We start from the raw sequence: 26,660 nt of genomic DNA on the forward strand, positions 1-26,660 counted from the left end.
AGTGAAAGACATCGACGCTAACAAATCTGTGTGACAGTACTCGCGTTGAGCACGACGGCCTGCGTTCTGATTCCGCCAAGGGCATACGCGACAGCGTCAAACGCTTATTCCAAAAACGACAGTGACCATTCCATATCGGTATTAAATCAATATATTTCAAGCTGTTAGGCTCTCCGGTTTGCAATCGCAGGCTCACGCGATTGGCTGCCTTCTCAACGGAGCTTCAATGAATCTTCCCCTGATTCTCAACTTACTGGTGTTCGTGGCCCTGTTGCTGGGCCTGGCACAAACCGGCCGTACTCAATGGAGCCTCGCCAAGAAGGTGCTGTTTGCCCTGGTGCTTGGCGTGGTGTTCGGTGTGGTGCTGCACGCCATTTATGGTGCCGGCCACCCGGTGCTCAAGGCTTCCATCGGCTGGTTCGATCTGGTCGGCAATGGCTATGTGCAACTGCTGCAAATGATCGTGATCCCGCTGGTGTTCGCCTCGATCCTCAGTGCCGTGGCGCGTCTGCACAATGCCTCGTCCCTGGGCAAGATCAGCTTCCTGACCATCGGCACGCTGCTGTTCACCACCGCGATTGCGGCGCTGATCGGTATCGGCCTGACCAACCTGTTCGGCCTCACCGCCGAAGGCCTGGTCGCCGGCACCCAGGAAATGGCGCGCCTGCAAGTCATCCAGAACGATTACGCGGGCAAGGTCGCCGACCTGAATATCCCGCAATTGCTGCTGTCGTTCGTGCCGGCCAACCCGTTCGCCGACCTGGCCCGGGCCAAGCCGACGTCGATCATCAGCGTGGTGATTTTCGCCGCGTTCCTGGGGGTTGCCGCGTTGCAACTGCTCAAGGATGACGTGGAAAAAGGCCAGAAAGTGCTCAATGCCATCGACACCCTGCAAGCCTGGGTGATGCGCCTGGTGCGCCTGGTCATGAAGCTGACCCCGTACGGCGTACTGGCGCTGATGACCAAAGTGGTCGCCAGCTCCAACCTGCAGGACATCATCAAGCTCGGCAGCTTTGTCGTAGTGTCGTACCTGGCCCTGGGCCTGATGTTCGTGGTGCACGGCCTGTTGTTGTCCCTGGCCGGCGTCAACCCGCTACGCTTCTTCCGCAAGGTATGGCCGGTGCTGACGTTTGCCTTCACCAGCCGCTCCAGCGCCGCCTCGATCCCCTTGAGCATCGAAGCACAGACCCGCCGCCTGGGCATCCCGCAGTCAATTGCCGGGTTCGCCGCTTCGTTTGGCGCGACCATCGGCCAGAACGGCTGCGCCGGGCTTTATCCTGCGATGTTGGCGGTGATGGTGGCGCCGACCGTCGGCATCAACCCGCTGGATCCGCTGTGGATCGCGACACTGGTGGCCATCGTGACCCTGAGTTCGGCCGGTGTGGCGGGCGTGGGCGGCGGTGCGACCTTTGCGGCACTGATCGTGCTGCCGGCCATGGGCTTGCCGGTGTCACTGGTGGCGCTGCTGATCTCCGTGGAGCCGCTGATCGATATGGGCCGCACGGCGTTGAACGTGAATGGCTCGATGACGGCGGGGGCGATTACCAGCCAGCTCATGGGGCAGACGGATAAAGCGTTGCTCGATGCCGATGAGCATGCTGAGTTGGCGCAGGTCTGATAGGACGCTATCGGGGGCAAGCCCCCTCCCACACTTTGATTTGTGAATACATTCAAATGTGGGAGAGGGCTTGCCCCCGATGCTTTTAGGCCTTTTCCCAAACCTCAAAGTTGTACGCTGGCTTATCACCCTCAGCCACATTCTCCACATTCGACACCAACTTCCACTGGCTCTGATCAAACTCCGGAAACCACGCATCCCCTTCCGGGCTCAACGCCACGCGCGTCAAGTACAGGCGATCGGCATGTTCCAGCCCCTGCGCATACAGCTGCGCACCGCCGATCAGCATCAGCTCATCCACGCCCTGCTCCAGTGCCCACGCCTCGGCGCGTTCAACCGCAGCTTCCAGTGACGCAAATACTTGCGCACCTTCAAGCATCAGGTCGGTCTGACGGCTGACCACGATGTTCAGGCGCCCCGGCAACGGTCGGCCCAGGGAATCCCAGGTCTTGCGCCCCATGATGATCGGCTTGCCAAGGGTGGTGGCCTTGAAATATTTGAAATCCCCCGGCAAATGCCAGGGCATGCTGTTGTCGACGCCGATCACGCGGTTTTCACCGAGGGCTGCGATCAGGCTTAAAGGGAGAGTTTTTTTCATGGCGACGAGAATACCAGAGCTGCGAGTCAGCGGTTATGCTCCAACCTCACGAACACAACAGGATGGCGCGTGACTGCACTGAACCCGCTGCACACACTCTGGCTGACCGAAACCGTGCGCCTGCGCGAAGAACACGCCGGCCCCCTGGAAGACCTCGAAGCCAACCGCCTGGCCCGCTCGGCCGGTGGCGACCTGCCAACGCGTATCGCGCAGCGTGCGCTGCACCTGGCCGAACGCGACGGCCTGACCGGCGCGCTCAGTCGCTGGCTGCAAGGCGCGCGCCTGGCCGTGGTACTGCTGGCGATAGTCGCGGTTATCAGCGGCGCCGGCCTGGCGTTTGCCGCGCTGGGCAACGGCATGGCCCCGGTGAATGTGTTCTGGGCCCTGGGCAGCCTGCTCGGCCTGAACCTGATCCTGCTGCTCAGTTGGGCCCTGGGCCTGGTGTTTGCCGGCGAACACAGCGCCAGCCTCGGTCGCCTGTGGCTGTGGCTCAGCGAAAAACTTGCGCGCGACGCCAAGGCCGCGCAACTGGCACCGGCACTGCTGCTGTTGCTGCAGCGCCAGAAACTCAACCGCTGGGCAGTCGGTGTGCTGGTCAACAGCCTGTGGTTGCTGGCGTTGCTCAGCGCCCTGCTGGTTTTGCTGATGCTGCTCGCCACCCGGCGTTACGGCTTCGTGTGGGAAACCACCATCCTCGGGGCGGATACCTTCATCGCCGTCACCCAGGCCCTCGGCACCCTGCCCGCCCTACTCGGCTTCAACGTACCGACGGTCGAGATGATCCGCGCCAGCGGCGACTCCGCGCTGAATATCGAAAGCGCCCGCCAGGCCTGGGCCGCCTGGCTGGTGGGAGTGTTGCTGGTCTACGGCCTGCTGCCTCGGCTGATCCTCGCACTGCTGTGCCTGTGGCGCTGGAAACGTGGGCGCGCGGCCTTGGGCCTGGACCTCACCCAGCCCGGCTACGCCCAACTGCGCGAGCGCCTGATGCCGAGCAGCGAGCGGCTGGGGGTCAACGATGCGGCGCCCGAACACCTGCACCAGGTGGCAGGCGGCGTCAGTGAACTGCACAGCGACGGCGCGCTGCTGGTTGCCATCGAACTGGACGACCAGCGCCCCTGGCCGCCCAAACTGCCCGGCACGGTAAAGGACGCCGGCATCCTCGACAGCCGTGAATCGCGCAACAAACTGCTGGAGCAGCTCACACGGTTCCCGCCCGCGCGCCTCGCCATCGCCTGCGACCCGCGTCGCTCGCCCGACCGTGGCAGCCTGGCGCTGATCGCCGAACTGGCGCGCAGTGCCGCGGCCACACGGGTGTGGCTGCTGCAAGCGCCGCCCGGCCAGGCGCTGGATGCCGAGCGCCTGGGCGACTGGCACACCGCGCTGCAACAGCTTGAGCTGCCCTTCGCCGACTGCGCACCGTTGAACTGGCTGGAGAGCGGTCATGACTAAACCCCTGAAGCTCGCCGTAGTCGGCCATACCAACGTGGGCAAGACCTCACTGCTGCGCACCCTGACCCGCGATGTCGGCTTTGGCGAAGTCTCCCATCGCCCCAGCACCACGCGGCATGTCGAAGGTGCGCGCTTGTCGGTGGACGGCGAAGCCTTGCTGGAGCTGTACGACACACCCGGCCTGGAAGATGCCATCGCCCTGCTCGATTACCTGGAACGCCTCGACCGTCCCGGCGAACGCCTGGATGGCCCGGCCCGCCTGACGCGGTTCCTGGAAGGCAGCGAGGCGCGCCAACGCTTCGAACAGGAAGCCAAAGTGCTGCGCCAACTGCTGGCCTCGGATGGCGGCCTGTACGTGATCGACGCCCGCGAGCCGGTACTGGCCAAGTACCGCGACGAGCTGCAGGTGCTGGCCAGCTGCGGCAAGCCCTTGCTGCCGGTGCTCAATTTCGTCAGCAGCAGCGAGCACCGCGAACCGCAGTGGCGTGAAGCCCTGGCTCGCCTGGGCCTGCATGCGCTGGTGCGCTTTGACAGCGTGGCGCCGCCGGAAGACGGCGAACGGCGATTGTATGAAAGCCTGGCCCTGCTGCTGGAAAACTCACGGCCGCAGTTGGAGCGGTTGATCCTCGACCAGCAAGCCCAACGCCAGGCGCGCCAGCAAAGCGCCGCACGCTTGATCGCCGAATTGTTGATCGACTGTGCAGCGTGCCGGCGCAGCGTAGTGACCGCAGATGAGCCGCACGCGATCAGCGAACTGCGCAAGGCCGTGCGCCAACGCGAACAAAAGTGTGTGGATTCCCTGCTCAAGCTGTTCGGCTTCCGCCCGCAGGACGCCGCCGCCAGCGACTTGCCGCTGCTGGACGGGCGCTGGGGCGACGACCTGTTCAACCCCGAAACCCTCAAACAACTCGGCGTGCGCGTGGGTGGCGGAATCGCCGCAGGCGCGGCAGCCGGCGCGGGCGTGGACCTGCTGGTCGGCGGCTTGACCCTCGGCGCTGCCGCCATCGCCGGTGCAATTGCCGGTGGCGCGCTGCAGACCGCACGCAGTTATGGCGGGCGTCTGCTGGGCAAAATCAAAGGCCAGCGCGAGCTGACCGTCGATGACAGCGTGCTGCGCCTGCTTGCCCTGCGCCAGCGCCAGTTGCTCAAGGCCTTGAACCTGCGCGGCCATGCGGCGATGCACGGCATCAAGGTCGATACGCCCCAGGATAAAACCTGGCGCGAAGGCAAGCTGCCAGACGCCTTGAACAAAGCGCGCGCCTATCCGCAATGGTCATCGCTCAACCCCCACTCCAGGTTGAGCCAGGCCGAGCGTCAGGAGCAAATCGAGGCGCTGGCTCAGCGATTGGACGAAGCCTGATCCGCCATTAGCACGCCGGCCCCCACAGTGCCGTGATATTTCGCTCGGCCATGGCCGGCCCCACACTCATGCCCACACCGGTATGCATCAGCGCAATGCTAATGCCGGCAGCCGCCTGCACAAACGAAAACGGCGCGGGCCCACGCGAGCCATATACGCCCTGCCAACGCTCCAGCACCTGGAGTGTGCAGCCCAGGGTCTGCTCGGCCAGCTCGATCAGCCAGTCATCGACCTGCTCGGCGTTGAACGGCGATGCATCGCTGCCGTAATCATGGGAATCGCCGATGATCAGGTCGCCATGGGGCGTAGGGCTGATCAGCAGGTGAATGCCGTGCTCATGCAGGTGCGGTGCTTCGCGCAGGATCTGCGCCTGCACCGGCGCAGCTTGCGGCAAGTCGGCGAACGCGCCGTAATGCACGCAACTGAGGCCGGTCAACACGGCGTGTTGCAGGTTCAGCTCAAGCCTCGGCCGCGCACGTAACATTTGCAGGCGGCAGATTTGTGGGTTGAGCGGGGCAATCGATTCGGCCAGCAGGGTCTGGTAGTCGTGCCCGGAACACACAATGATCTGCTCGCCGCGAAAACGCCCCGCCGTGCTGTGCAACTGGCCTGGCTCGACGTGGCGCACCAGGGTGGAAAAGTGAAACTCCACGTTCAGTTCCTGGGCCAGGTAGTTGATCAGCGCCGGGATCGCTTCGCGCGAATACAGTTGCTGATCGTCCTCGCCATGCAGCGCGGCGCGGTGATGGCGGAACTGGCCGCCGTACAGGTCGTTCAACGCCGCGCCTTGCAGCAACGCCACGTTGTAGCCGTGCTCGCGGGCACGCCCGGCGCAGAAGGCTTCGAGCAGGTGCTCTTCGGCTTCGGTACGGGCGAACAGGTAGGAGCCATTGCGCTTGAGCTGAAAGCCGCAGGCCTGCGCCCAGTGTGCCCAGATATCGCGGCTTTGCCGCGCCAGGTCGAGCATCGGCCCCGGCGGTTGGCCAGTGACCAGCGCCTGGCCGAAGTTGCGCACCGAGGCGCCCAGCGGGGTAGCGCTGCGTTCGAAAACCCTGACTTTGAGCCCGCGCCTGGCAGCGGCGTAGGCATGGGAGAGGCCGAGGATGCCGGCGCCGACAATTAACAGATCACTGCTCATACTGTCCTCTCGTTCCCGCGCTCCGCGTGGGAATTCATCCAGTGACGCTCCGTGTCACGACCTTCAAGAGCGGACGCGGAGCGTCCGGAGCGGCGTTACCACGCGGAGCGTGGGAACGATCGGTACCCTTACTGCCCCGCCACCTTCTCCGACTTGCCGTCATAGCGCTTGCGCCATTCAACCAGGATGCTGTCGCGGTTCTTCGAGGCCCAGGCAAAGTCGTTCTTGATCAACCGCTGCTCGTAATCGGCGGGCAATTCAGTCTGCGGCTTGGCAATCCCTGGCTGGGCCAGCACCGCGAAGTTGTCCTTGTACAGCTCCATCGCCGCCGGGCTGGCGGAGAAGTCCGCGAGTTTCCTGGCGGCATCGGCGTGGGCCGTGCCCTTGATCACCGCCGTCGCCTCGATTTCCCAGCCCAGGCCTTCCTTCGGCAGGATGATGTCCAGCGGCGCGCCCTGGCGCTTGAGCTGTACGGCCGGGTATTCAAACGAAATACCGATCGGAAACTCCCCGGACGCCGCCAGCTTGCACGGCTTGGAGCCGGAGTGAACGTACTGGCCGATGTTCTGGTGCAGCTCGTCCATGTACTGCCAGCCCTGCTGCTCACCAAAGGTTTGCAACCAGGCGCTCACGTCCAGAAAGCCGGTACCGGAGGACGCCGGGTTGGGCATCACGATCTTGCCCTTGTACTCAGGCTTGGTCAGGTCCTGCCAACTCACCGGTTTGCTCAGGCCCTGTTTCTCGGCTTCGACGGTGTTGAAGCAAATGGTCGCCGCCCACACATCCATGCCGACCCAGGCCGGTGGGTTGGCGGCGTCGCGGTAGTTTTTGCCTATCTTGTCCAGGTCTTTCGGCGCGTAACGATCGAGCATGCCTTGTTGATCGAGGATCGCCAGGCTGGAGGCGGCCAGGCCCCACACCACGTCGGCCTGCGGGCGGTCCTTTTCAGCCAACAGCTTGGCGGTGATGATGCCGGTGGAGTCGCGCACCCACTTGATCTGGATATCCGGGTTGGCCTGCTCGAAGGCCTTTTTGTAGGTCTTCAACTGCTCGGCTTCAAGGGCCGTGTACACGGTCAACTCGGTGTTGGCGAAGGCATTCAGGCTGAATGCGGTGAGTACGGCAGCGACCAGCGCCAGTGGCTTGAACATCGAATACCTCCTTTGAAGGATCATTGCCCGGGCGCGGTCTGGCGCCAGGCTTGGGAGCGGCGCAAGGCGCCACGTGAGGCCCACGCCAGCAGCAGCGAGACGCTGCCTGAGGTGAACAGGATCAGGGTCGACATGGCCGCCGCGCCGCCCACATTGCCGGCATCGTCCATGTTCAATACGGCGACGGCGGCGAGGATGGTGTCGGGGCTGTAGAGAAAGATCGCAGCGGAGACGGTGGTCATCGCCGACACGAACAGGTAACGCAGAATATCCAGCAGCGCCGGCAGGCAGATCGGCACCGTCACTTTCAAGTAATGGCGATAGAGCGGCGCCTTGAGGGACAACGCGGCGGCTTCGAATTCCACGTCCAGTTGGCGCAGCGCAGTGGTGGCGGTCATTTGCGCAGTGGTCAGATAGTGAGCAATGGTGCACACCACCAGCAGCGCCATGCTGCCGTAGAACACATGCAGCGGGTTGCCGCCGAGGTTGAAAAAAAATACGTAGCCCAGGCCCAGCACCAGGCCCGGTACGGCCATCGGCACAAAGCTGAGCAGGCGCAGAGCCAGGTTCAGGCCCTGCTGGCCCTTGGTTTTTTCCATCAGGTAGGCGCCGGTGAAGATCAGCGCACTGCCGATCAACGCCGTGCACAGCGCCATGGTCAGGCTGTTGCGATAGGCCAGCCAGCCGCCGCCGGCAGTGTCTTCGAACTGGTAGTGGTTCAAGGACAGCGACAGGTTGTAGGGCCAGAACTTGACCAGCGAGGAATACACCGCCATGCCGAACACCAGCAGCAGCGCCGCGCAGATCAGCAGCACGATAGCCAGGTAGCAGCCGTCCCTGGAACGCGACGGCAGTGGTTGAAATACCTGGGCACGCCCGCTCATGGCGTCGCCGTGACGGCGCCGCAACCACGCATCCACACCAAAGCTGAACAGCGCCGGCAACAGCAGCACCATGCCGATCAACGCACCGCGGCCGAACTGCTGCTGGCCGACCACCGCCTTGTAGGCTTCCAGCGCCAGCACCTGGTAGTCCCCGCCCACCACCACGGGCACGCCGAAGTCGGTGATGGTCAAGGTGAACACCAGGCAAAATGCCGCGAACACCGCCTGGCGCGTGGCCGGCCAGGTAATGCTGCGAAACGCTCGGGCCGGGCTGGCGCCCATGCTTGAGGCCGCGTCGAACAAGCGCGCATCCGCCAGCGACAAGGCCGACAGCAGAATCATCAGGGCGTGTGGGAAGGTGTAAATCACCTCACCCAGCACAATGCCCCAGAAGCCGTAGATATTGTCCGAGAGCAACCCGCGCAACAGCCCCTGGTTGCCGAACAGATACACCAGTGCAATGCCCGGCAACATCGATGGCGCCATCAAGGGCAGCAGCGACACGCCGCGCCAGATCACCTTGCCGGGGATCAAGGTGCGCTGCAGCGCGTAGGCAAACAGATAAGCCAGCGGTACGACGATGGCCGCGACGCTCAGGGAAACTTTCAGGCTATTGCCGAGCAACCAGTGGAAGTTGGCACTGGTCAGCAGCTCGCGTGCAGCGATCAACCCGCCACCCTGCCCGGCTTCGCTGCTGAAGCCACGCCAGAAAATCGCCAGCAGCGGCAGCAACACCGCCACGACCAACAGGCCCAGCCACACTAATTTGCCGCCGACCACAAACAGGCGGTCGCCCGTTTCAGCTCGAGAAATTTCGCGCGGCAGTGTCATCGCCGTCTCCATGGCCATCTCAGGCAAACACCTGCAAGCTACGCGGCGGCAGGGCCACCAGAATGTCCTGGGCGCCCAGGCGCGGCATGGCTTCCGGTGCCAGCTCGGCCAGCAGCGGGTGGCCCGGCAACTGTTCCAGCTCAAAACTCATGCGGCAGCGATTGCCCAGGAACGTAATTTCGCGGACTTTGGCCGGGAACAGGTTTTCCTCATGCACCGGCGGGTTCACGCTGATCGCTTCCGGGCGGCAGAACAGCCGGCCGGACTTGGCGATGCCGGCATCGTCGGCCAGGCGCACATTCATCCCACCGACCTGGGCATGGCTGGCGCTGTTGCGGCTGAACGGCAGCCAGTTGCCCTGGCCGACGAACTCCGCCACGAACGGCGTGGCCGGGCGATCATAAATTTCCTGCGGCGTGGCGTACTGCTCGACCTTGCCGTTGTGCATGACCGCGATGCGGTCGGCCATCAACATGGCCTCGTCCTGGTTGTGGGTGACCATCAGCGTGGTGATGCCCAGGCGGCGCTGAAGTTGGCGCAACTCGGTACACAGATGCTCGCGCACCCGCGCGTCGAGGGCCGACATGGGTTCATCCAACAGCAATAACGAAGGCGCCGGCGCCAGGGCCCGCGCCAGCGCGACACGTTGCTGCTGGCCCCCGGACAGCTGGCCGGGGAATTTCTTTTCGCTGCCGAGCAGGCCGACCAATTCGAGCATTTGCCCGACACGCTTGCGCACTTCATCACGGCCACAGCCGGCGAGGCCGTAGCCGATGTTCGCTTCAACGGTCAGGTTGGGAAACAGCGCGTAGGACTGGAACAAAATGCCGTAGTCCCGCGCCTGGGGCGGCAGCCGGGAAACATCCCGGTCACCCAGGTAAAGTTCGCCGCTGTCCTGGCGCTCAAGCCCGGCGATGCAGCGCAGCAAGGTGGTCTTGCCGCAGCCGGACGGGCCCAGCAGGCACACCAGCTCGCCAGCGGCGACATCCAAGGACACGTTGTCCAACGCGGTAAAGGCGCCGAAGCGTTTCTGGATACCGCGCACCTTCATCGGCGCGCCGGGTTGGGTCAGGGCTGTGTTCATGGTGGCACCTCATCGAACTGATGGGGCCATGCTAGGGGGGGAATGCGTCGTTGGTGTGGCAGGAAGGCTAAAGGGGGTGATAGTGGTATTGGTGGATTTGTGTAGGATTCTTAGAAATGTGGTGCCGGGTCCCGATCGTTCCTACGCTCCCGCGTAGGAATGCAGCCCGTGACGCTCTGCGTCACCTGTGGGCGGCAGTGACGGGACGCGGAGCGTCCCAGGAGGCATTCCCACGCGGAGCGTGGGAACGATCAGCTCGCTCCTACAAGGGTGACATTTCCTGGGCCAGGCCAAGGAAAGCCGCCGGCAACCGGGCACCTTTACGCTCCTTGAGGCAGTACAGATACTCCGGAATCTGCGGCGCATTCTCGATGGTCAGCACCTTCAGCTGCGGATCATGCGGCACCTCCTGGCGTGCGATGATGCTGATGCCGATATTGCGCAGCACTGCCTCGCGAATCGACTCACGGCTGCCGATCTCCAGCAACGGCCCGTACCCCACGCCCGCGTTCTTCAGCATCTCTTCCGTCAGCCTGCGGGTGGTAGAACCCGCTTCACGCATCAGCAAGGTATGCCCGATGAGCGCGCTCAACGGTACGTGATCAAGCTTGGCCAACGGGTGATTGCGGTGTACCGCCAACACCAGCGGGTCCGTGCCCAGCACGCGGCGCACCAGACGCGGGTCTTCCACCAACTGCGACGAGGCGGCGACGTCGACGCGGTAGTCGTCCAGCGCTTCGAGCACCTGCTGGGAATTGCCGATTTCCACCGACACCTCCACGTGCGGCAGGCGTTCGCGGAAGGCTTTGACCAGGTCCAGAATGTAGTACGGCGCGGTGGCGGCAATCCGTAAGGTGCCCTGGACCTGGCCGTTATTGCGCAGGAAAAACTCGATGTCCGCTTCCTGCTGCAACAGCGCCTTGACCATCGGCAACAGCCGCGCGCCTTCATCGCTGACGATCAGGCGGCGGCCACCACGATAGAACAGCTCAACGCCGTAGTGGCTTTCCAGGTTGCGGATCTGGGTAGTGACCGTAGGTTGGCTCAGGCCGAGCTTTTTCGCCGCCTGGGTAATGCTGCCCAGGCGGGCGACCATGAAAAACGCCTTCAGCTCAGCACTCAGCACACCACCCTCTCATCGTCTATTTGCGCAACAGGCGCAGGCCATTGAACACCACCAGCAGGCTGACCCCCATGTCGGCGAACACCGCCATCCACATCGTCGCCATGCCCAGGAAGGTGACTGCCAGGAAGATCGCCTTGATCACCAGCGCCAGGGCGATGTTCTGCTTGAGGATACTCGACGTTTGCCTGGAGAGCCGAATGAATGCCGGGATCTTGCGCAGATCATCGTCCATCAGCGCCACGTCGGCGGTCTCGATGGCGGTGTCGGTGCCCGCCGCAGCCATGGCAAAGCCGATTTCGGCGCGTGCCAGGGCCGGGGCGTCGTTGATGCCGTCGCCGACCATGCCGACGCGGTGGCCCTGCCCGTAGAGCGTTTCAATGGCTTGCAGCTTATCGGTGGGCAGCAGGTCGCCCTGGGCCTGGTCGATACCGACCTGGGCGGCAATCGCCTGGGCGGTGTGGGTGTTATCGCCGGTGAGCATCAGGGTCTTGACGCCCAGCTCGTGCAGTTGCCGGATGGCTTCGCGGCTGCTGTCCTTGACCGTGTCGGCTACGGCGAACAGGGCCAGCGGGCCCGACTTGTCGAGTAGCAGCACCACGGACTTGCCTTGTTTTTCCAGGGCGAAGAGTTTCTCTTCCAGGGCCGGCGAGCACAGCCCGAGGTCTTCCACCAGACGGTGGTTGCCCAGGTGGTAGGTTTCGCCGTTTATGTCTCCGCGCACGCCACGACCGGGCAATGCCGCGAAGTTATCCACAACGTAGGACGCCAGGTTTTTATCCACCGCCGCGTTGGCAATCGCCAAAGACACCGGGTGGTCGGAACGGCCGGCCAAACTCGCGGCCAGCGCCGGCGCGCTGTCCTGCACGGTGGCGAACAGCGGCACGTAGTCGGTTTGCACCGGCTTGCCGTGGGTGATGGTGCCGGTCTTGTCCAGGGCAAGGTAGTTGAGCTTGTAACCGCCCTCCAGGTACACGCCGCCCTTGATCAGGATGCCTTTGCGCGCCGCCGCCGCGAGGCCGCTGACAATGGTCACCGGGGTGGAAATCACCAAGGCGCACGGGCACGCGACCACCAGCAACACCAGGGCGCGGTAGATCCAGTCGAACCAGACTCCGGCCATGAACAGCGGCGGTATGACCGCCACGCCCAGGGCAAACAGGAACACTGCGGGTGTATAGACCTTGGAGAAGCGGTCGACAAAACGCTGGGTCGGCGCCCGGGCGCCCTGGGCCTGCTCCACCGCGTGGATGATCCGCGCCAGAGTGGAATTATTCGCCGCTGCGGTCACCTTGTATTCCAGGGAACCGGCCTGGTTGATCGTACCGGCGAAGACTTTATCGCCCACGGTTTTTTCGATCGGCAGACTTTCACCGGTGATCGGCGCCTGGTCGACCGTGGATTGACCGGCAGTCACCTCACCGTCCAGGCCGATGCGCTCGCCGGGTTTTACCCGCACGATGGCGCCAGGACCGATACTTTTGACCTCTTGCTCCAGCCATGAACCGTCCGCCTGGCGCACCGTGGCCTCCTCCGGGGTCATTTGCATCAGACCGCTGATGGCATTGCGCGCACGGTCCAGGGACTTGGCCTCGATCAACTCGGCCACGGTAAACAGGAACATCACCATCGCCGCTTCCGGCCATTGGCCGATCAGCACGGCGCCGGTCACGGCGATACTCATCAGCGCGTTGATGTTCAGGTTCAGGTTTTTCAGGGCAATCCAGCCCTTTTTGTAGGTGGTGAGGCCACCGCTGAGGATCGACACCAGCGCCACCAGGGCGATCACCCAGGTCGGCGCCACGCCAGTGAAATGCAGGACTTCCGCGCCCAATGCGCCCACGCCCGAGACTGCCAGCGGCCACCAGTGCTTCTTGGCGGGCGGCGCAGCGGCGGGGGTGCCTTCTTCGATCGGGTCGGCCTGCATGCCGATGGATTTGATGGCGTCGATGATCGGCGCAGTGCTCGGCAAGTCGTGGGTGACGCCGAGGATGCGGTTGATCAGGTTGAATTCCAGCTGCTGCACACCGGCGAGCTTGCCCAGTTTGTTCTGGATCAGCGTTTGTTCGGTGGGGCAGTCCATCGCTTCGATGCGAAAGGTGCTCAGGCGCGAGCCGACGGTGGGAGCGTCGCTCAGCTGTACTTTTGCAGGCGCCGGGGTGCCGGAACAGCACCCGCCGCCGTGGTCATGCACCGGCTTGAGCGTTTGCTCGCCGTGATCATGCTCATGATCGTGCTTATGCGGGGTGTGGAGGGAATCGCTCATGCTGTCGCGTCCGTAGATGTGCCTGTTGCCAAGTAAAGACCCTGTAGCCACTATAGGGTCAAGCACCCATTTGGAGATTGCTGCGATGAAGATCGGCGAACTGGCCAAACTGACCGACTGCCCGGTGGAAACCATCCGTTATTACGAGAAGGAAAGTCTGCTGCCACCCCCGGCGCGCACGGAGGGCAACTACCGGGTGTACACCCAGGCGCACACCGAGCGGCTGATCTTTATCCGCAACTGCCGCAGCCTCGACATGACCCTGGAAGAAATCCGCAGCCTGCTCAGCCTGCGTGACAGCCCACAGGATCAATGCGAAAGCGTGAATGCGTTGATCGACGAACATATCCACCATGTGAAAGCGCGGATCGATGGGCTGCTGGCGTTGCAGGAACAATTGCTGGACTTGCGCCAGCGCTGTGGCGGCGGGGCGCAGTGCGGGATTTTGCAGCGCTTGGAGGTCAGCGGGAGCGTGCAGGCCAGCGAGGCCGAGCCGTCACATGTTGGCAGAAGCCACGGGCATTAGAGTGAACACAGATCAAATGTGGGAGGGGGCTTGCCCCCGATTACGGTGTGTCAGCCATAGAAATGCTGGCTGATCCACCGCTATCGGGGGCAAGCCCCCTCCCACATTTAGATCAGGACAGACTTCAGATCGCGACGTCAGCCTTGATGCTTGGGTCGGCGTCGTAGCCGACGATTTCAAAGTCTTCGAACTTGTAGTCGTATATCGACGCAGGTTTACGCTTGATCACCAGTTCCGGCAGCTTTTTCGGCGTGCGCGCGAGCTGGGTCTGGATCTGCTCCATGTGGTTGCTGTAAGCATGGGTGTCGCCGGTGGTGACGATGATCTCGTGGGGGATCAGGTCGCACTGCTGGGCCAGCATGTGGGTCAACAACGCCAGGGCGGCAGTGTTATAGGGCAGGCCGAGGAATACATCGGAGCTGCGGATGTATAACTGCATCGACAGATGGCCGTCGTGCACGAACGCCTGGTACAGCAGGTGGCACGGTGGCAAGGCCTGCTTGCCGTTGCGCGCGTTTTCCTGGGGGCTCTTGGTTTCATCCGGCAGGTATTCGACGTTCCAGCCGTGGAACAGGATGCGGCGGCTGTTGGGGTTGGTCTTCAACGTCTCGACCATGTAGTCGATCTGGTTGATCTTGCCGCCGTCCTTGGTCGGCCAGGCGGTCCACTGCTCGCCGTACACCGGGCCCAGGTCGCCGTCTTCGGTGGCCCATTCATCCCAGATACGCACGCCGTTTTCGTTGAGCCACTTGATGTTGGTGTTGCCGCTCAACATCCAGATCAGTTCGTTGGCGATGCTTTTGAAATGCAGCTTCTTGGTGGTCAGCAGCGGGAAGCCATCGGCCAGGTTATGCCGATACTGACGGGCGAACACGGCCTTGGTGCCGGTGCCGGTACGATCGCCTTTGGTCAGGCCATTGGTCACGACGTCGTGCAGGAGTTCGAGGTATTGCTTCATGTGGGTACCCGTATCGTTGAAGCCGAGGCGCGCACGCCTCGGCGTTCGAATTTAAAGCGCGGTGCTCTTGATGCCTTGTGGGCGGTTGTAAGCCCACCACAGCAGGCCCAGGCCGACCAGGATCATCGGGATGCTGAGCACCTGCCCCATGGTCAACCAGCCCCACGCCAGGTAGCCCAACTGCGCATCCGGTACGCGCACGAACTCGACGATGAAGCGGAAGATCCCGTAGAACAGCGCGAACATCCCCGACACGGCCATGGTTGGGCGTGGCTTGCGCGAGAAGATGTACAGGATGAGGAACAATGCCACACCTTCCAGGGCGAACTGGTACAGCTGCGACGGATGGCGCGGCAGTTGCGCCGGGTCGCTGAACGGCGGGAACACCATGGCCCACGGCACATCGGTCGGCTTGCCCCACAGCTCGGCGTTGATGAAGTTACCGATACGCCCAGCGCCCAGGCCAATCGGCACCAGCGGCGCGACGAAGTCCATCAGCTGGAAAAACGACTTGCCGTTGCGCCGGCCAAACCACCAGGCGGCGATCATCACGCCGATAAACCCGCCGTGGAACGCCATGCCACCCTTCCACACCTCAAAGATCAGCGTCGGGTTGGCGATGTAGGCCGACAGATCGTAGAACAGCACATACCCGAGTCGCCCACCGACAATGACCCCCATCGACAACCAGAACACCATGTCGGAGAGTTTCTCCTTGGTCCAGGTCGGGTCGAAACGGTTCAGGCGCCGGGACGCCAGCAGCCAGGCACCGCCGATGCCGATCAGGTACATCAACCCATACCAATGGATTTTCAGCGGACCGATGGCCAGGGCCACCGGGTCGATCTGCGGGTAAGGCAGCATTGCGACTCCTCGTTAAAACATTTAGTCATGACGCACCGGACCATGCCGATGCGCGATTAAGCCTGCGTTACAGCTGCGAGATCAAATTAAGAAGTTCACATACACACCAAACAGCCCGGCATGTTAACGGATGGAAGGTGCGCGGCCCAACTTCGTTACGATGGAACGCCTGCGGTTCTGTGGGTAGAGTGAGGAAAAAACACACAAGGGATCGCCCGATGTGCCTGATTGTTTTTGCCTGGCGGCCGGGCCATGCCCAGCCGCTGATCGTCGCGGCCAACCGTGATGAATTCTACGCCCGGCCCAGCCTGCCGCTGGCTCAATGGCCGGATGCGCCACAGGTCTACGCCGGCCGCGATCAGGAAGCGGGCGGCACTTGGCTGGGGGTGAACGCCGAGGGGCGTTTTGCCGCGCTCACCAATATCCGCGACCCGCACCAGCCGCCGTCACGCAAGTCCCGGGGTGAGCTGGTGGCGCGCTTTCTCAGTGGTTCGCTGCCGATTGACGATTATTTGGCGGATGTTAACGGACGTTCGATTGAATATGCCGGGTTTAATCTATTAGTGGGCACGCGGGATAAGCTCTGGCACTACAACGCCAACGAGACCGAGCCGACGCGATTGGAGGCGGGCGTTTACGGTTTATCCAATGCCGGCTTGGATACGCCTTGGCCGAAGCTGCTCAAGGCCAAGGCGGCACTCGTTGAAATCCTCGACGATCCGCAGCCGGACGCGTTGCTGAGGATCTTGAGTGACCCACAGACTGCACCGTTTGCTGAACTGCCGGATACCGGCGTCGGCTTGGCGACGGAGAGTTTGCTGTCGAGTGTGTTTATCGCCAGCCCGAGTTACGGGACACGGGCGAGCACGGCGTTGATCGTGAATGCTGACGGCACGCGGCGGATGGTGGAGCGCAGTTTCGGGCCGCAGGGTGGCAGACTCGGCGAAATCGAGCTCAATCTTTAAATGTGGGAGGGGGCTTGCCCCCGATTGCGGTATGTCAGTCAGAATATCTGCTACTGATACACCGCTATCGGGAGCAAGCCCCCTCCCACATTTGGATTGGCGCCAGGCTTCAGAGGGTTTTCGCAGAAGCCGGGTTGATCATCCGCGTCAGCCCCAGGTTCTTCAGCGCCAATTGCAGCGAGCTGTGGATAACTTGCGGGTTGTCGATGGTCATCAACTCGGCGAGCAAATCCTTGGCCATGCTCAATTCAACCTGGCGCAGCATCCACTTCACTTTGGGCAAGTTGGTGGCGTTCATCGACAGGCTGTCAAAGCCCATCGCCATCAACAGCACCGCCGCCGCCGGGTCGCCGGCCATTTCACCGCAGATACTCACCGGCTTGCCTTCGGCATGGGCGTCGCGCACTACGTGCTGAAGCGCTTGCAGCACGGCCGGGTGCAGGTAGTCGTACAGGTCGGCTACCCGTGGATTGTTGCGGTCCACGGCGAGCAGGTATTGGGTCAGGTCGTTGGAGCCCACCGACAGGAAGTCCACCTGCCGCGCCAGCTCCTTGGCCTGGTACACCGCCGCCGGGATTTCGATCATCACGCCAATCGGCGGCATCGGCACGTCGGCGCCTTCGTCGCGCACTTCGCCCCAGGCACGGTGGATCAGGTGCAAGGCTTCTTCCAGCTCGTGGGTGCCGGAGATCATCGGCAGCAGGATGCGCAGGTTATTCAGGCCTTCGCTGGCCTTGAGCATGGCGCGGGTCTGCACCAGGAAAATTTCAGGGTGGTCGAGGGTGACGCGAATCCCGCGCCAGCCGAGGAAAGGGTTGTCTTCCTTGATCGGGAAATACGACAGTGACTTGTCGCCGCCGATATCCAGGCTGCGCATGGTCACCGGCAACGGGTGGAAGGCCTGCAGTTGCTCGCGATAAATCGCCAGCTGCTCCTTCTCACTCGGGAAACGCTGGTTGATCATGAACGGCACTTCGGTGCGGTACAGCCCCACCCCTTCAGCGCCGCGCTGTTGCGCCCGGGCCACATCGGCCAGCAGGCCGGTGTTTACCAGCAGCGGCACGCGATGGCCGTCGAGGGTCACGCACGGCAATTCGCGCAACGAGTCGAGGCCCAGCGCCAGTTGTTTCTCTTCCTCGACCACTTCGGCGTATTGCTTGCGCAGCAATTCGCTGGGGTTGGTAAAGACTTCGCCGCGATGGCCATCGACGATCATGTCGATGCCATCCACCTTGGAATACGGCAGGTCCACCAGGCCCATCACCGTCGGAATGCCCATGGCGCGAGCCAGGATCGCAACGTGGGAGTTACCCGAGCCCAATACCGAGACCAGGCCCACCAATTTGCCCTCAGGCACTTCGCCGAGCATGGTGGCGGTCAGTTCTTCGCTGATCAGGATGGTGTTGTCGGGGTAGACCAGATTGGTGGTGCGGTCTTCCTGCAGGTAGGCCAGCAGACGGCGACCGAGGTCGCGCACATCCGAGGCACGCTCGCGCAGGTAGGCGTCGTCCATCAATTCGAAACGGTTGACGTGATCGGTAACCACCTGGCGCAGCGCGCCCTGGGCCCACTGGCCGGTCTTGATCACGGTCTTGACTTCATTACCCAGGGACGCGTCGTCGAGCATCATCTGGTACACATCGAACAGCGCACGCTCTTCCGGGCGCAACTGGGTGGCCAGCTTGGTCGACAGGTTGCGCATGTCGGCGCGCACGCCTTCCAGGGCGGTCTTGAACAGTTTGATTTCAGCGTCGATGTCGTGAACGGTCTTGTCCGGTACCACATCGAGGTCGGCCGGTGGCAGCATGACCACCGCCGTACCGACGGCGGCCCCCGGCGAACCCGGCACGCCGACGAACTTGGCCTCCTGGATGCCCTTGCCCTGGCGACCCAGGCCGCGAATCGAGCCCGTGGCTTCGGCGTGGGCGATAACCCCGGCCAGCTGCGCGCTCATGGTCACCAGGAAGGCTTCTTCACCTTCGTCGAACTGGCGGCGTTCTTTCTGTTGGATGACCAGCACACCGACGACGCGGCGGTGGTGGATGATCGGCGCGCCGAGAAACGAGGCGTAGCGCTCTTCGCCGGTTTCGGCAAAGTAGCGATAACGCGGGTGATCGGCCGCGTTTTCAAGGTTCAGGGGTTCTTCACGCGTCCCCACCAGGCCCACCAGACCTTCATTGGGCGCCATGCTGACTTTGCCGATGGAGCGCTTGTTCAAGCCCTCGGTGGCCATCAGCACAAAACGGTTGGTCTCGGGGTCCAGCAGGTAAACCGAGCAGACCTGGCTGCCCATGGCTTCCTTGACGCGCAACACAATAATCCCCAACGCCGCCTTGAGATCCTTGGCGGAGTTAACTTCCTGGACGATCTTGCGCAGCGTATTGAGCATGGCTCGGGGTCGAACTCCGTCGTCAGTCGCGCGCTAAAAGGCGCGGGGCAAGCTCTTTGAGAGCGCGACGATAAACCTCGCGCTTGAATGTCACCACCTGGCCCAGCGGATACCAATAACTGACCCAGCGCCAGCCATCGAACTCCGGTTTACCGGTCAAATCCATCCGCACCCGCTGCTCATTGGAGATCAGGCGCAGGAGAAACCATTTCTGCTTCTGGCCGATACACAGCGGTTGGCTGTGGGTACGCACCAGGCGTTGCGGCAAACGATAGCGCAACCAGCCCCGGGTGCAGGCCAGAATCTGCACATCTTCGCGCTCAAGGCCGACTTCTTCGTTCAACTCACGGTACAAGGCGTCTTCAGGGGTTTCGTCGGGGTTGATCCCACCTTGAGGAAACTGCCAGGCATCTTGGTTGATTCGGCGAGCCCATAGCACCTGTCCGGCATCATTCGTAAGAATAATCCCGACATTAGGACGGAAACCATCGGGGTCGATCACGGCAACAACCTCGCAAACGCATGTCGCCGCATTGTTCCACAAAGGTTCATCCAGCGGCAACGAGGCTTCTTACCTTATGTGCACTCTTGTGAAAAGACCGTATTCTGGACGCCTTTTTACAGACTTTTCAGCGAGTAACCGCAATGCGCCTGGCTTTATTCGACTTGGACAACACGCTCCTGGGCGGTGACAGCGATCACGCCTGGGGCGATTACCTGTGTGAACGCAGGATTCTCGACCCGGTAGCTTACAAGGCGCGTAACGACGCGTTCTATCAGGACTACCTGGCCGGCAAGCTGGACAACGCCGCTTACCTGAACTTCTGCCTGGAAATCCTCGGCCGCACCGAGATGGCTCAGTTGGACGAATGGCACAACGACTACATGCGCGACTGCATCGAGCCGATCATGCTGCCCAAGGCCGTGGAACTGCTGGCCAGGCACCGCGCCGCTGGCGACATGCTGGTGATCATCACCGCCACCAACCGTTTCGTCACCGCGCCGATTGCCGCACGGCTGGGGGTTGAAACCCTGATCGCCACCGAGTGCGAGATGGAAAATGGCCGCTACACCGGGCGCAGCACCGATGTGCCGTGCTTTCGTGAAGGCAAGGTGACGCGCTTGAACCGTTGGCTGGAAGAGACCGGGTATAGCCTGGAGGACAGCTACTTCTATAGCGACTCGATGAATGATTTGCCGCTGCTGGAGCAAGTGACTCATCCGGTGGCGGTGGATCCGGACCCGAATTTGCGGGCCGAGGCTGAAAAGCGGGGCTGGCCGGTGATTACGCTGCGCGGCTGACCCCCAACCCCTGTAGGAGCGAGCTTGCTCGCGAAAAACCTGAGAGCGCCGCGTGCATCCAGGATACTCGCGTCATCGTTGACGTTCTTCGCGAGCAAGCTCGCTCCTACACGGGCTTGGCCCCCATGAGCCCGGCAATCGCCACAAACCCCACCAGGCTGACCACCGCCAGCACCAAGGTAAAATTCAGGCTACCGCCCTCGCCTTTACGCAGCCGATTGAGCCGTGCCACCAGCCAGAACCAGGCCAGTGCCGCCACGGTATACAGAATGCTGGAACCCAGGATCCAGGTTTGCCCCAGCGGCCAGCCGATCAGGTGCACCATCCACCAGCCGGTGAACGGCATGCTCACCAGGCAAATGCCCATCAGCAGCCAGACGAACGCCCACGGGCGTTGCACGATCATCGCCGGGCCGGCGCTGCGCTTGCGCCAGGCCAGTACTGCCAGGCCCAGGCCGCTGAGCAGCAGCAACACGGTGGCGGCGATGTGAATAACCTTGAGGGTGGTAAGCGTTTCCATAGTCTCGATTCCTTGAAGGCCGCTCAGTCAGCGTAGTCGCTCAGCCGAGGAACAACTGGTAGGCCGGGTTTTCGCTTTCATCCCAATACGGGTAGCCGATCTCGGCCAGGGCGGCCGGGACCAGGTGGCGCTCATCCGCCGGCACTTGCAGGCCGGCGACCACCCGGCCGTCAGCCGCACCGTGGTTGCGGTAGTGGAACATCGAGATATTCCAGCGCCCGCCCAGTTTGTTAAGAAAGTTGAACAACGCCCCCGGCCGCTCCGGAAATTCAAAACGAAACACCAGCTCGTCACTGACCTTGGCCGCATGCCCGCCGACCATATGGCGGATGTGCAATTTGGCCAATTCGTTTTCGGTGAGGTCCAGCACCGGGAAACCCTGGTCGGTAAGGCTGGCGATCAATGCGCTGCGCGGGTCGTTTTCCGGGTGGGTCTGCACGCCGACGAAGATGTGCGCCTCGCTGCCGGTGTGATAGCGGTAGTTGAATTCGGTGATCTGGCGCTTGCCCACCGCCTCGCAGAATGCCTTGAAGCTGCCCGGCTTCTCGGGAATGGTCACGGCGATGATGGCTTCGCGGCCTTCACCCAGCTCGGCCCGTTCGGCCACATGGCGCAGGCGGTCGAAGTTGACGTTGGCACCGGAGTCGATGGCGACGAAAGTTTGGCCGCTGACGCCACGGGTCTCGACATACTTCTTGATCCCGGCCACGCCCAATGCGCCTGCCGGCTCGGTGATCGAGCGCGTGTCGTCGTAGATATCCTTGATTGCCGCACAGATTTCATCGGTGCTGACGGTGATCACTTCATCCACATAGTCTTTGCAGATGTCGAAGGTGTGCTGGCCGATCTGCGCCACCGCCACGCCATCGGCGAAGAGGCCGACGGTAGGCAGCACCACGCGCTCACCCGCCGCCATCGCCGCTTGCAGGCAGTTGGAGTCGTCCGGCTCGACGCCGATGATCTTGATGTCCGGGCGCAGGTATTTCACATACGCCGCAATCCCGGCGATCAGCCCGCCGCCGCCCACCGGCACGAAGATCGCGTCCAACGGCCCTGGATGCTGGCGCAGGATCTCCATCGCCACGGTGCCCTGCCCGGCAATGGTGTGCGGATCATCATAGGGGTGAATGTAGACGTAGCCTTTTTCATCGACCAGCTTCAGCGAATAGGCCAGGGCTTCCGGGAAAGAATCACCGTGCAGCACCACCTTGCCGCCACGCGAGCGCACGCCTTCGACCTTGATTTCCGGGGTGGTCTTGGGCATCACGATCGTGGCCTTGACCCCCAGCACCTTGGCCGCCAGGGCCAGGCCCTGGGCATGGTTGCCCGCCGAGGCGGTGACCACGCCGCGTGCGCGCTCCTCTGCGCTGAGCTGGCACAGCTTGTTGTAGGCGCCGCGAATCTTGAACGAGAACACCGGCTGCAAGTCTTCGCGCTTGAGCCAAATCTGGTTGCCCAGCCGCTCGGAAAGCTGGCGGGCAGTCTGCAGGGGTGTTTCTACGGCAACGTCGTAAACGCGCGAGGTGAGGATCTTTTTGACGTAGTGTTCAAGCATCGGCAGGCATCTACTTCAGGGGTTGGGCAGGGCCAGGGAGTCTAACCCGGCTTTTGGCCGGGAGACCACACGAATCCCAAGGTTTGTTGGGGTATACTCGCCGCCCTCGATTACTCCCCCGCCCGTTCCGGAGCCCGCATGACCCAGGATCAACTCAAACAGGCAGTGGCCCAGGCCGCTGTCGATTTAATCCTTCCAAAACTCGACGACAAGAGCATCGTCGGTGTCGGCACCGGCTCCACTGCCAACTGCTTTATCGATGCGCTGGCCCAGCATAAAGGTGCGTTCGATGGCGCAGTGGCCAGCTCCGAAGCGACCGCCGCGCGCCTCAAAGGCCATGGCATTCCGGTGTACGAGCTCAACACCGTGAGCGACCTGGAGTTCTACATCGACGGCGCGGACGAAAGCGACGAGCACCTGAACCTGATCAAAGGCGGCGGCGCAGCCCTGACCCGCGAGAAGATCGTCGCGGCCGTGGCCAAGACCTTCATCTGCATTGCCGACGCCAGCAAGCTGGTGCCGGTGCTCGGTGCGTTCCCGCTGCCGGTGGAAGTCATCCCGATGGCCCGTAGCCACGTGGCCCGCGAGCTGGTGAAACTGGGCGGCGACCCGGTGTACCGTGAAGGCGTGTTGACCGATAACGGCAACATCATCCTCGATGTGTTCAACATGCAGATCATTAATCCGGTGGAGCTGGAGACGCAGATCAACGCCATCGTTGGCGTGGTCACCAACGGCCTGTTCGCCGCACGCCCGGCGGATGTGCTGCTGTTGGGTACCCCGGAAGGCGTGAAAACCCTCAAAGCTTAATAACACCGCAGTTCAAATGTGGGAGGGGGCTTGCCCCCGATGGCAGTGTGTCAGTCAGAATATCTGGTACTGATACACCGCCATCGGGGGCAAGCCCCCTCCCACATTTGATAGCGATCCGGTCTGGATTTCTGTAACACAAACGCTACTTTTCGCAGCACTCCTCTCCAAAACCGTGCGCTCTGTCACGCCCCGCCTGGTATCCAATCCGTTACAAATTACAACCAAGCGACCCACGCGTTTAACATTGCGCCAATTCGCCGCCGCCCACGGAATGAGGCGCGCATTGTGCAAAGCGTCTGCGCTTGAACCTCTCATCACCTCAAGGAAGACCCTGTGATAAAGCCCCTAGCCTTCGCTCTCAGCGTCGCCGGCACCCTGCTGTCGACGCATCTTCAGGCCTATGATTACGGCCAGCACGCCACCACCACCCTGGAAAAACTGATCAACGACTACCCCGGGCGTTATCGCGGCACGGCCAATTTCGCCGGGGCGGCCGATTGGATGCAGAGCCAGATGGGCACGGCCTACAGCATCAGTCGCCAGGACTTCACCTGGAACAACGGCAGCCGCGCCTCGCAAAACGTGGTGGCCTACGCCGCCGGCACTAAACCGCAGTACGTGGTGATCGGCGCGCACTTCGATACCTACTTCGGTCGCCCTGCCCTGCAAGGCCTGGACGACAACGGCTCCGGCGCCAGCGTGCTCACCGAGGTGGCGAAGAACCTGGGCGGGCTGCAACTGGAAAATGGCTTGCAGGTGGTGGGCTTCGGCGCGGAAGAAGAAGGCTTGCGAGGGTCCAAGGCCTTCGTTGAGTCCCTGAGCGCAAGCCAACGCGCCAACATGCTCGCGATGATCAACCTCGACAGCCTGATTACCGGCGACATGATGTATGCCCACGCCGGCCAGAACAGCGCGGCCAACCCCGGCCTGGCGGCGTTGCGCGAACACACCTTCCAGATCGCCAGGGAACTGAATATCCCCCTGTTCACCAACCCCGGCCTGGACCCGCAATACCCCAAGGGCACCGGCTGCTGCAGCGATGGTGAACCGTTCGAACCGCTGAAGATCCCGATCCTGTATGTCGAGGCGACCAATTGGGAGCTGGGCGACCTGGATGGCTACACCCAGACCGACAATCCGAAAATCCCCGGCGGCTCGACCTGGCACGACCCGAACGAAGACAATAAAGCCGTGCTCACCGATGCCTTCGGCCAGGCGCGCATCGACCAGCGCCTGCGCGATTATTCGCGCCTGCTCAGCCGCCTGGTGCTGGAACTGACCAATGCCGACTTGATGGCCTCGACCGCCTCGGGCGGCGCCGTCGCACGCAATATGCAGGACAACCTGCAGCGTCAACATCAGGCCGCCGTGCGCTTGCACGAGCGCCGCTGGCTGACCTTGCAGTCGGCCAGTCGCGAAGTGGGCAGCTTCGATGGCGAGATCGGTGTGGACGGCCAATACAACCCGGACAGCGGTTTCGACCGCGCGCCCAACCCAGAGGCTCGGCAGTTGGGCGTGCATGCGCTGGGCGACTACCAGCTGAGCTCAGCCCTGAACATCGGCGCCAGCCTGAGCTACCGCAACGGCCGCGACACGCTGGAGCACCGCGGCAAACTCGATAGCGACACCTGGCAGGCCGCCGTCTACGCCCTGCTCAACGACGGCGGGCCGAGCTGGCTGGCCGGTGACCTGAGCGCCGGCCACACGCGCTTCGATTCCAAACGCAACCTGCTGATCCAGGCCAGCGGCGGGCCGGTGCTGCTCAACCAGCACCTGACCGGCAAGACCGACGCGCTGTCCCTCGGCGCACGGGTGCTGGGCGGCTATGACTTCGATTTTGGTGCCCTCCAGAGCGGACCCTTTGCCGGGCTCGATTACAGCCACTACCGCATCGATCAGTTCGACGAGAAGCAGAACCTGCGCACCGCGCTGGACTACGAAGAACAGTCGTTCGATTCCCTGGAAGCCAGCCTGGGGTGGCGCGTGCGCGGTGCTGTCGCTCTGCCTTACGGCTTGAGCCTGATGCCTTACGGCAACATCGGGTGGGTCAAGGAATTGGCCGATGGGCGTCTCGACGACCTGCAACTGACCGCCCGCGCCGATGGCCAGGCCCGCACCGCCAAACTGGGGTCAGTCGATAAACATTTTGGTCGCGCACAGATCGGCAGCCAATTGGCAATCACCCCGCAATTGGGGGTGTACGCCGAAGTGAACAGTCGGCTCGGCCATGCCGAGGGCAGCCAGACCGGCTACTCGCTGGGTGTGCAGTGGATGTTCTGATCAGGGCTTCTTGAACACGTAGAACAGGTTCGGTTCACTGACGAGGTACAGCGTGCCCTCGTCATCCATGGCGATCCCTTCGGCCTGCGGCACACGTTTTTTCAGGCCATGGCGCCCGTTGAGCAGTGACAGACTGCTTAACGGGCGACCGTCGATATCCAGTTCCAGCACCAGGAACGACTCATCGGAAAGCGCCAGTAAATGGCCGCTGCGCTCGTCGTATTGCAGGCTCGACAGGTCGCGCACAAACAACCCGGCATCACGCTTGGGGTTGTTGATCACATGCACCGAGTAGGTTTTTTCCGCTTTGAAATGGGGAAAGCCGTGGACCTCATAGATCACCATCGGGTCGCGTTCCTTGGCGACAAACAGGCGCTTGCCCACCGAGTCATAGGCCAGGCCTTCGAAACCCTTGTTGCTGCCGATGTGCACGCCCAGGGTCATTTGCTCCGCATCGGCGGCATCGAGAAATTGCGTGTCATCGTCCACATGCACCTTGATCAGGCGCTGCTGGCGCTCGTCACTGATCACGTAAATATTGTCGCTGATGAACTCCACCGCCTCGGCATCGCCAAACCCGACCAGGGGAATACGCCGCAGGATCTTGCCTTGCAGGGACAGCTCGACCAACTCGGCGTTTTTGTTGGTGACGGTAAACAGGCTTTTGCGCACCGGGTCGTAGGTGAGGGCCGACACATCGTCGTCGAGCCCTTCGATCACCTGGCCTTCCAGGGAGACGCGGTAATCGGCCAGGCCGATGCCGCGTTCATCCGCTGGCTGGTGCCACACCTGCCAGTTGAACCAGGCACGCTCGAACAGACGGAATTGCTGCGCAACGATCGCGGCAGCGACCAGCGCAATCAACAGCAGGATTAAAAGAGCAGGTTTGGGGCGGGCAAATCGACGCATCGTGGCGGGCTCAGAGAAAAACTGGCGAATAGATATCAAGGTCGCCTGAATTTAAACTTAAACGCAACGGGCTGTCT

22 protein-coding genes are annotated in these 26,660 nt (G+C 62.5%); 8 read left to right on the top strand and 14 right to left on the bottom strand.

The features are described from left to right. Window positions 1-226: 226 nt before the first annotated feature. Entirely contained in the window at window positions 227-1,618 is a 1,392-nt protein-coding gene (locus C4J85_RS25785) for an L-cystine transporter (protein WP_124368717.1), read from the top strand. 85 nt (window positions 1,619-1,703) lie between these two features. On the opposite strand, the gene C4J85_RS25790 is transcribed toward C4J85_RS25785, so the two are convergent. Beyond that, complete coding sequence (locus C4J85_RS25790) at window positions 1,704-2,216, bottom strand: dihydrofolate reductase (RefSeq protein ID WP_124411011.1); 513 nt, start codon at window positions 2,214-2,216, stop codon at window positions 1,704-1,706. Window positions 2,217-2,285: 69 nt separating this feature from the next. Between C4J85_RS25790 and C4J85_RS25795 the strand changes: the two genes are divergently transcribed. Both C4J85_RS25795 and C4J85_RS25800 read left to right on the top strand, forming a co-directional pair. After that, window positions 2,286-3,665 (top strand): DUF2868 domain-containing protein, encoded by a 1,380-nt coding sequence (locus tag C4J85_RS25795; protein WP_124411012.1) that lies wholly within the window; start codon window positions 2,286-2,288, stop codon window positions 3,663-3,665. After that, a complete protein-coding gene (locus C4J85_RS25800; RefSeq protein ID WP_124411013.1) occupies window positions 3,658-5,025 on the top strand; it encodes a DUF3482 domain-containing protein in 1,368 nt (455 codons plus the stop codon). Before C4J85_RS25795 ends, C4J85_RS25800 begins: the two co-directional genes overlap by 8 nt. A 7-nt stretch (window positions 5,026-5,032) precedes the next feature. On the opposite strand, the gene C4J85_RS25805 is transcribed toward C4J85_RS25800, so the two are convergent. From C4J85_RS25805 to C4J85_RS25835, 6 genes are all read right to left on the bottom strand, one after another. Beyond that, window positions 5,033-6,163, bottom strand: coding sequence for a TIGR03364 family FAD-dependent oxidoreductase (locus C4J85_RS25805; RefSeq protein ID WP_124411014.1), 1,131 nt, complete (start codon window positions 6,161-6,163; stop codon window positions 5,033-5,035). Window positions 6,164-6,291: 128 nt separating this feature from the next. Next, complete coding sequence (locus C4J85_RS25810; RefSeq protein WP_124411015.1) at window positions 6,292-7,314, bottom strand: putative 2-aminoethylphosphonate ABC transporter substrate-binding protein; 1,023 nt, start codon at window positions 7,312-7,314, stop codon at window positions 6,292-6,294. 20 nt (window positions 7,315-7,334) lie between these two features. Further along, the gene (locus tag C4J85_RS25815; protein ID WP_177413587.1) at window positions 7,335-9,041 is read right to left on the bottom strand and encodes a putative 2-aminoethylphosphonate ABC transporter permease subunit; all 1,707 of its coding nucleotides are present in this window, start codon (window positions 9,039-9,041) and stop codon (window positions 7,335-7,337) included. A 7-nt stretch (window positions 9,042-9,048) separates the two neighbouring features. Next, window positions 9,049-10,113: a putative 2-aminoethylphosphonate ABC transporter ATP-binding protein gene (locus C4J85_RS25820; protein WP_124364841.1), complete on the bottom strand. Its 1,065-nt coding sequence runs from the start codon at window positions 10,111-10,113 to the stop codon at window positions 9,049-9,051. Between the two features lie 262 nt (window positions 10,114-10,375). Further along, the gene (locus C4J85_RS25830) at window positions 10,376-11,239 is read right to left on the bottom strand and encodes a LysR family transcriptional regulator (RefSeq protein ID WP_124411017.1); all 864 of its coding nucleotides are present in this window, start codon (window positions 11,237-11,239) and stop codon (window positions 10,376-10,378) included. Window positions 11,240-11,255: 16 nt separating this feature from the next. After that, on the bottom strand, window positions 11,256-13,502 hold the full coding sequence (locus C4J85_RS25835) for a heavy metal translocating P-type ATPase (RefSeq protein ID WP_124411018.1): 2,247 nt from the start codon (window positions 13,500-13,502) through the stop codon (window positions 11,256-11,258). Between the two features lie 85 nt (window positions 13,503-13,587). Here C4J85_RS25835 and cadR point away from each other — a divergent pair, with 85 nt between their 5' ends. Next, entirely contained in the window at window positions 13,588-14,028 is a 441-nt protein-coding gene (gene cadR / locus C4J85_RS25840; protein ID WP_124368727.1) for a Cd(II)/Pb(II)-responsive transcriptional regulator, read from the top strand. A 124-nt stretch (window positions 14,029-14,152) separates the two neighbouring features. Here cadR and C4J85_RS25845 read toward each other — a convergent pair whose 3' ends face one another. Both C4J85_RS25845 and lgt read right to left on the bottom strand, forming a co-directional pair. Next, a complete protein-coding gene (locus C4J85_RS25845) occupies window positions 14,153-14,986 on the bottom strand; it encodes a thymidylate synthase (RefSeq protein WP_124364845.1) in 834 nt (277 codons plus the stop codon). A gap of 51 nt (window positions 14,987-15,037) precedes the next feature. Then, on the bottom strand, window positions 15,038-15,850 hold the full coding sequence (lgt, locus tag C4J85_RS25850; protein WP_122542012.1) for a prolipoprotein diacylglyceryl transferase: 813 nt from the start codon (window positions 15,848-15,850) through the stop codon (window positions 15,038-15,040). 218 nt (window positions 15,851-16,068) lie between these two features. Between lgt and C4J85_RS25855 the strand changes: the two genes are divergently transcribed. Further along, a complete protein-coding gene (locus C4J85_RS25855) occupies window positions 16,069-16,815 on the top strand; it encodes an NRDE family protein (protein WP_124411019.1) in 747 nt (248 codons plus the stop codon). A 109-nt stretch (window positions 16,816-16,924) separates the two neighbouring features. On the opposite strand, the gene ptsP is transcribed toward C4J85_RS25855, so the two are convergent. Next, entirely contained in the window at window positions 16,925-19,204 is a 2,280-nt protein-coding gene (gene ptsP / locus C4J85_RS25860) for a phosphoenolpyruvate--protein phosphotransferase (RefSeq protein WP_124364847.1), read from the bottom strand. A gap of 22 nt (window positions 19,205-19,226) precedes the next feature. Continuing rightward, on the bottom strand, window positions 19,227-19,706 hold the full coding sequence (locus tag C4J85_RS25865; protein WP_003176750.1) for an RNA pyrophosphohydrolase: 480 nt from the start codon (window positions 19,704-19,706) through the stop codon (window positions 19,227-19,229). Window positions 19,707-19,849: 143 nt separating this feature from the next. On the opposite strand from C4J85_RS25865, the gene C4J85_RS25870 reads away from it, so the two are divergent. After that, window positions 19,850-20,506: an HAD family phosphatase gene (locus tag C4J85_RS25870; protein WP_124411020.1), complete on the top strand. Its 657-nt coding sequence runs from the start codon at window positions 19,850-19,852 to the stop codon at window positions 20,504-20,506. Window positions 20,507-20,612: 106 nt separating this feature from the next. On the opposite strand, the gene C4J85_RS25880 is transcribed toward C4J85_RS25870, so the two are convergent. Further along, window positions 20,613-21,026, bottom strand: coding sequence for a DUF2269 family protein (locus tag C4J85_RS25880; RefSeq protein ID WP_124411022.1), 414 nt, complete (start codon window positions 21,024-21,026; stop codon window positions 20,613-20,615). A 40-nt stretch (window positions 21,027-21,066) separates the two neighbouring features. After that, on the bottom strand, window positions 21,067-22,581 hold the full coding sequence (gene ilvA / locus C4J85_RS25885; RefSeq protein ID WP_124364852.1) for a threonine ammonia-lyase, biosynthetic: 1,515 nt from the start codon (window positions 22,579-22,581) through the stop codon (window positions 21,067-21,069). Between the two features lie 138 nt (window positions 22,582-22,719). On the opposite strand from ilvA, the gene rpiA reads away from it, so the two are divergent. Both rpiA and C4J85_RS25895 read left to right on the top strand, forming a co-directional pair. Then, the gene (gene rpiA / locus C4J85_RS25890) at window positions 22,720-23,391 is read left to right on the top strand and encodes a ribose-5-phosphate isomerase RpiA (RefSeq protein ID WP_124368733.1); all 672 of its coding nucleotides are present in this window, start codon (window positions 22,720-22,722) and stop codon (window positions 23,389-23,391) included. A 336-nt stretch (window positions 23,392-23,727) separates the two neighbouring features. Then, entirely contained in the window at window positions 23,728-25,674 is a 1,947-nt protein-coding gene (locus tag C4J85_RS25895; protein ID WP_124411023.1) for an autotransporter domain-containing protein, read from the top strand. Here C4J85_RS25895 and C4J85_RS25900 read toward each other — a convergent pair whose 3' ends face one another. Further along, window positions 25,675-26,583: an SdiA-regulated domain-containing protein gene (locus C4J85_RS25900; protein WP_124364855.1), complete on the bottom strand. Its 909-nt coding sequence runs from the start codon at window positions 26,581-26,583 to the stop codon at window positions 25,675-25,677. Window positions 26,584-26,660: the final 77 nt, after the last annotated feature.

The organism is Pseudomonas sp. R4-34-07 (assembly GCF_003852375.1).
Classification (GTDB): domain Bacteria; phylum Pseudomonadota; class Gammaproteobacteria; order Pseudomonadales; family Pseudomonadaceae; genus Aquipseudomonas.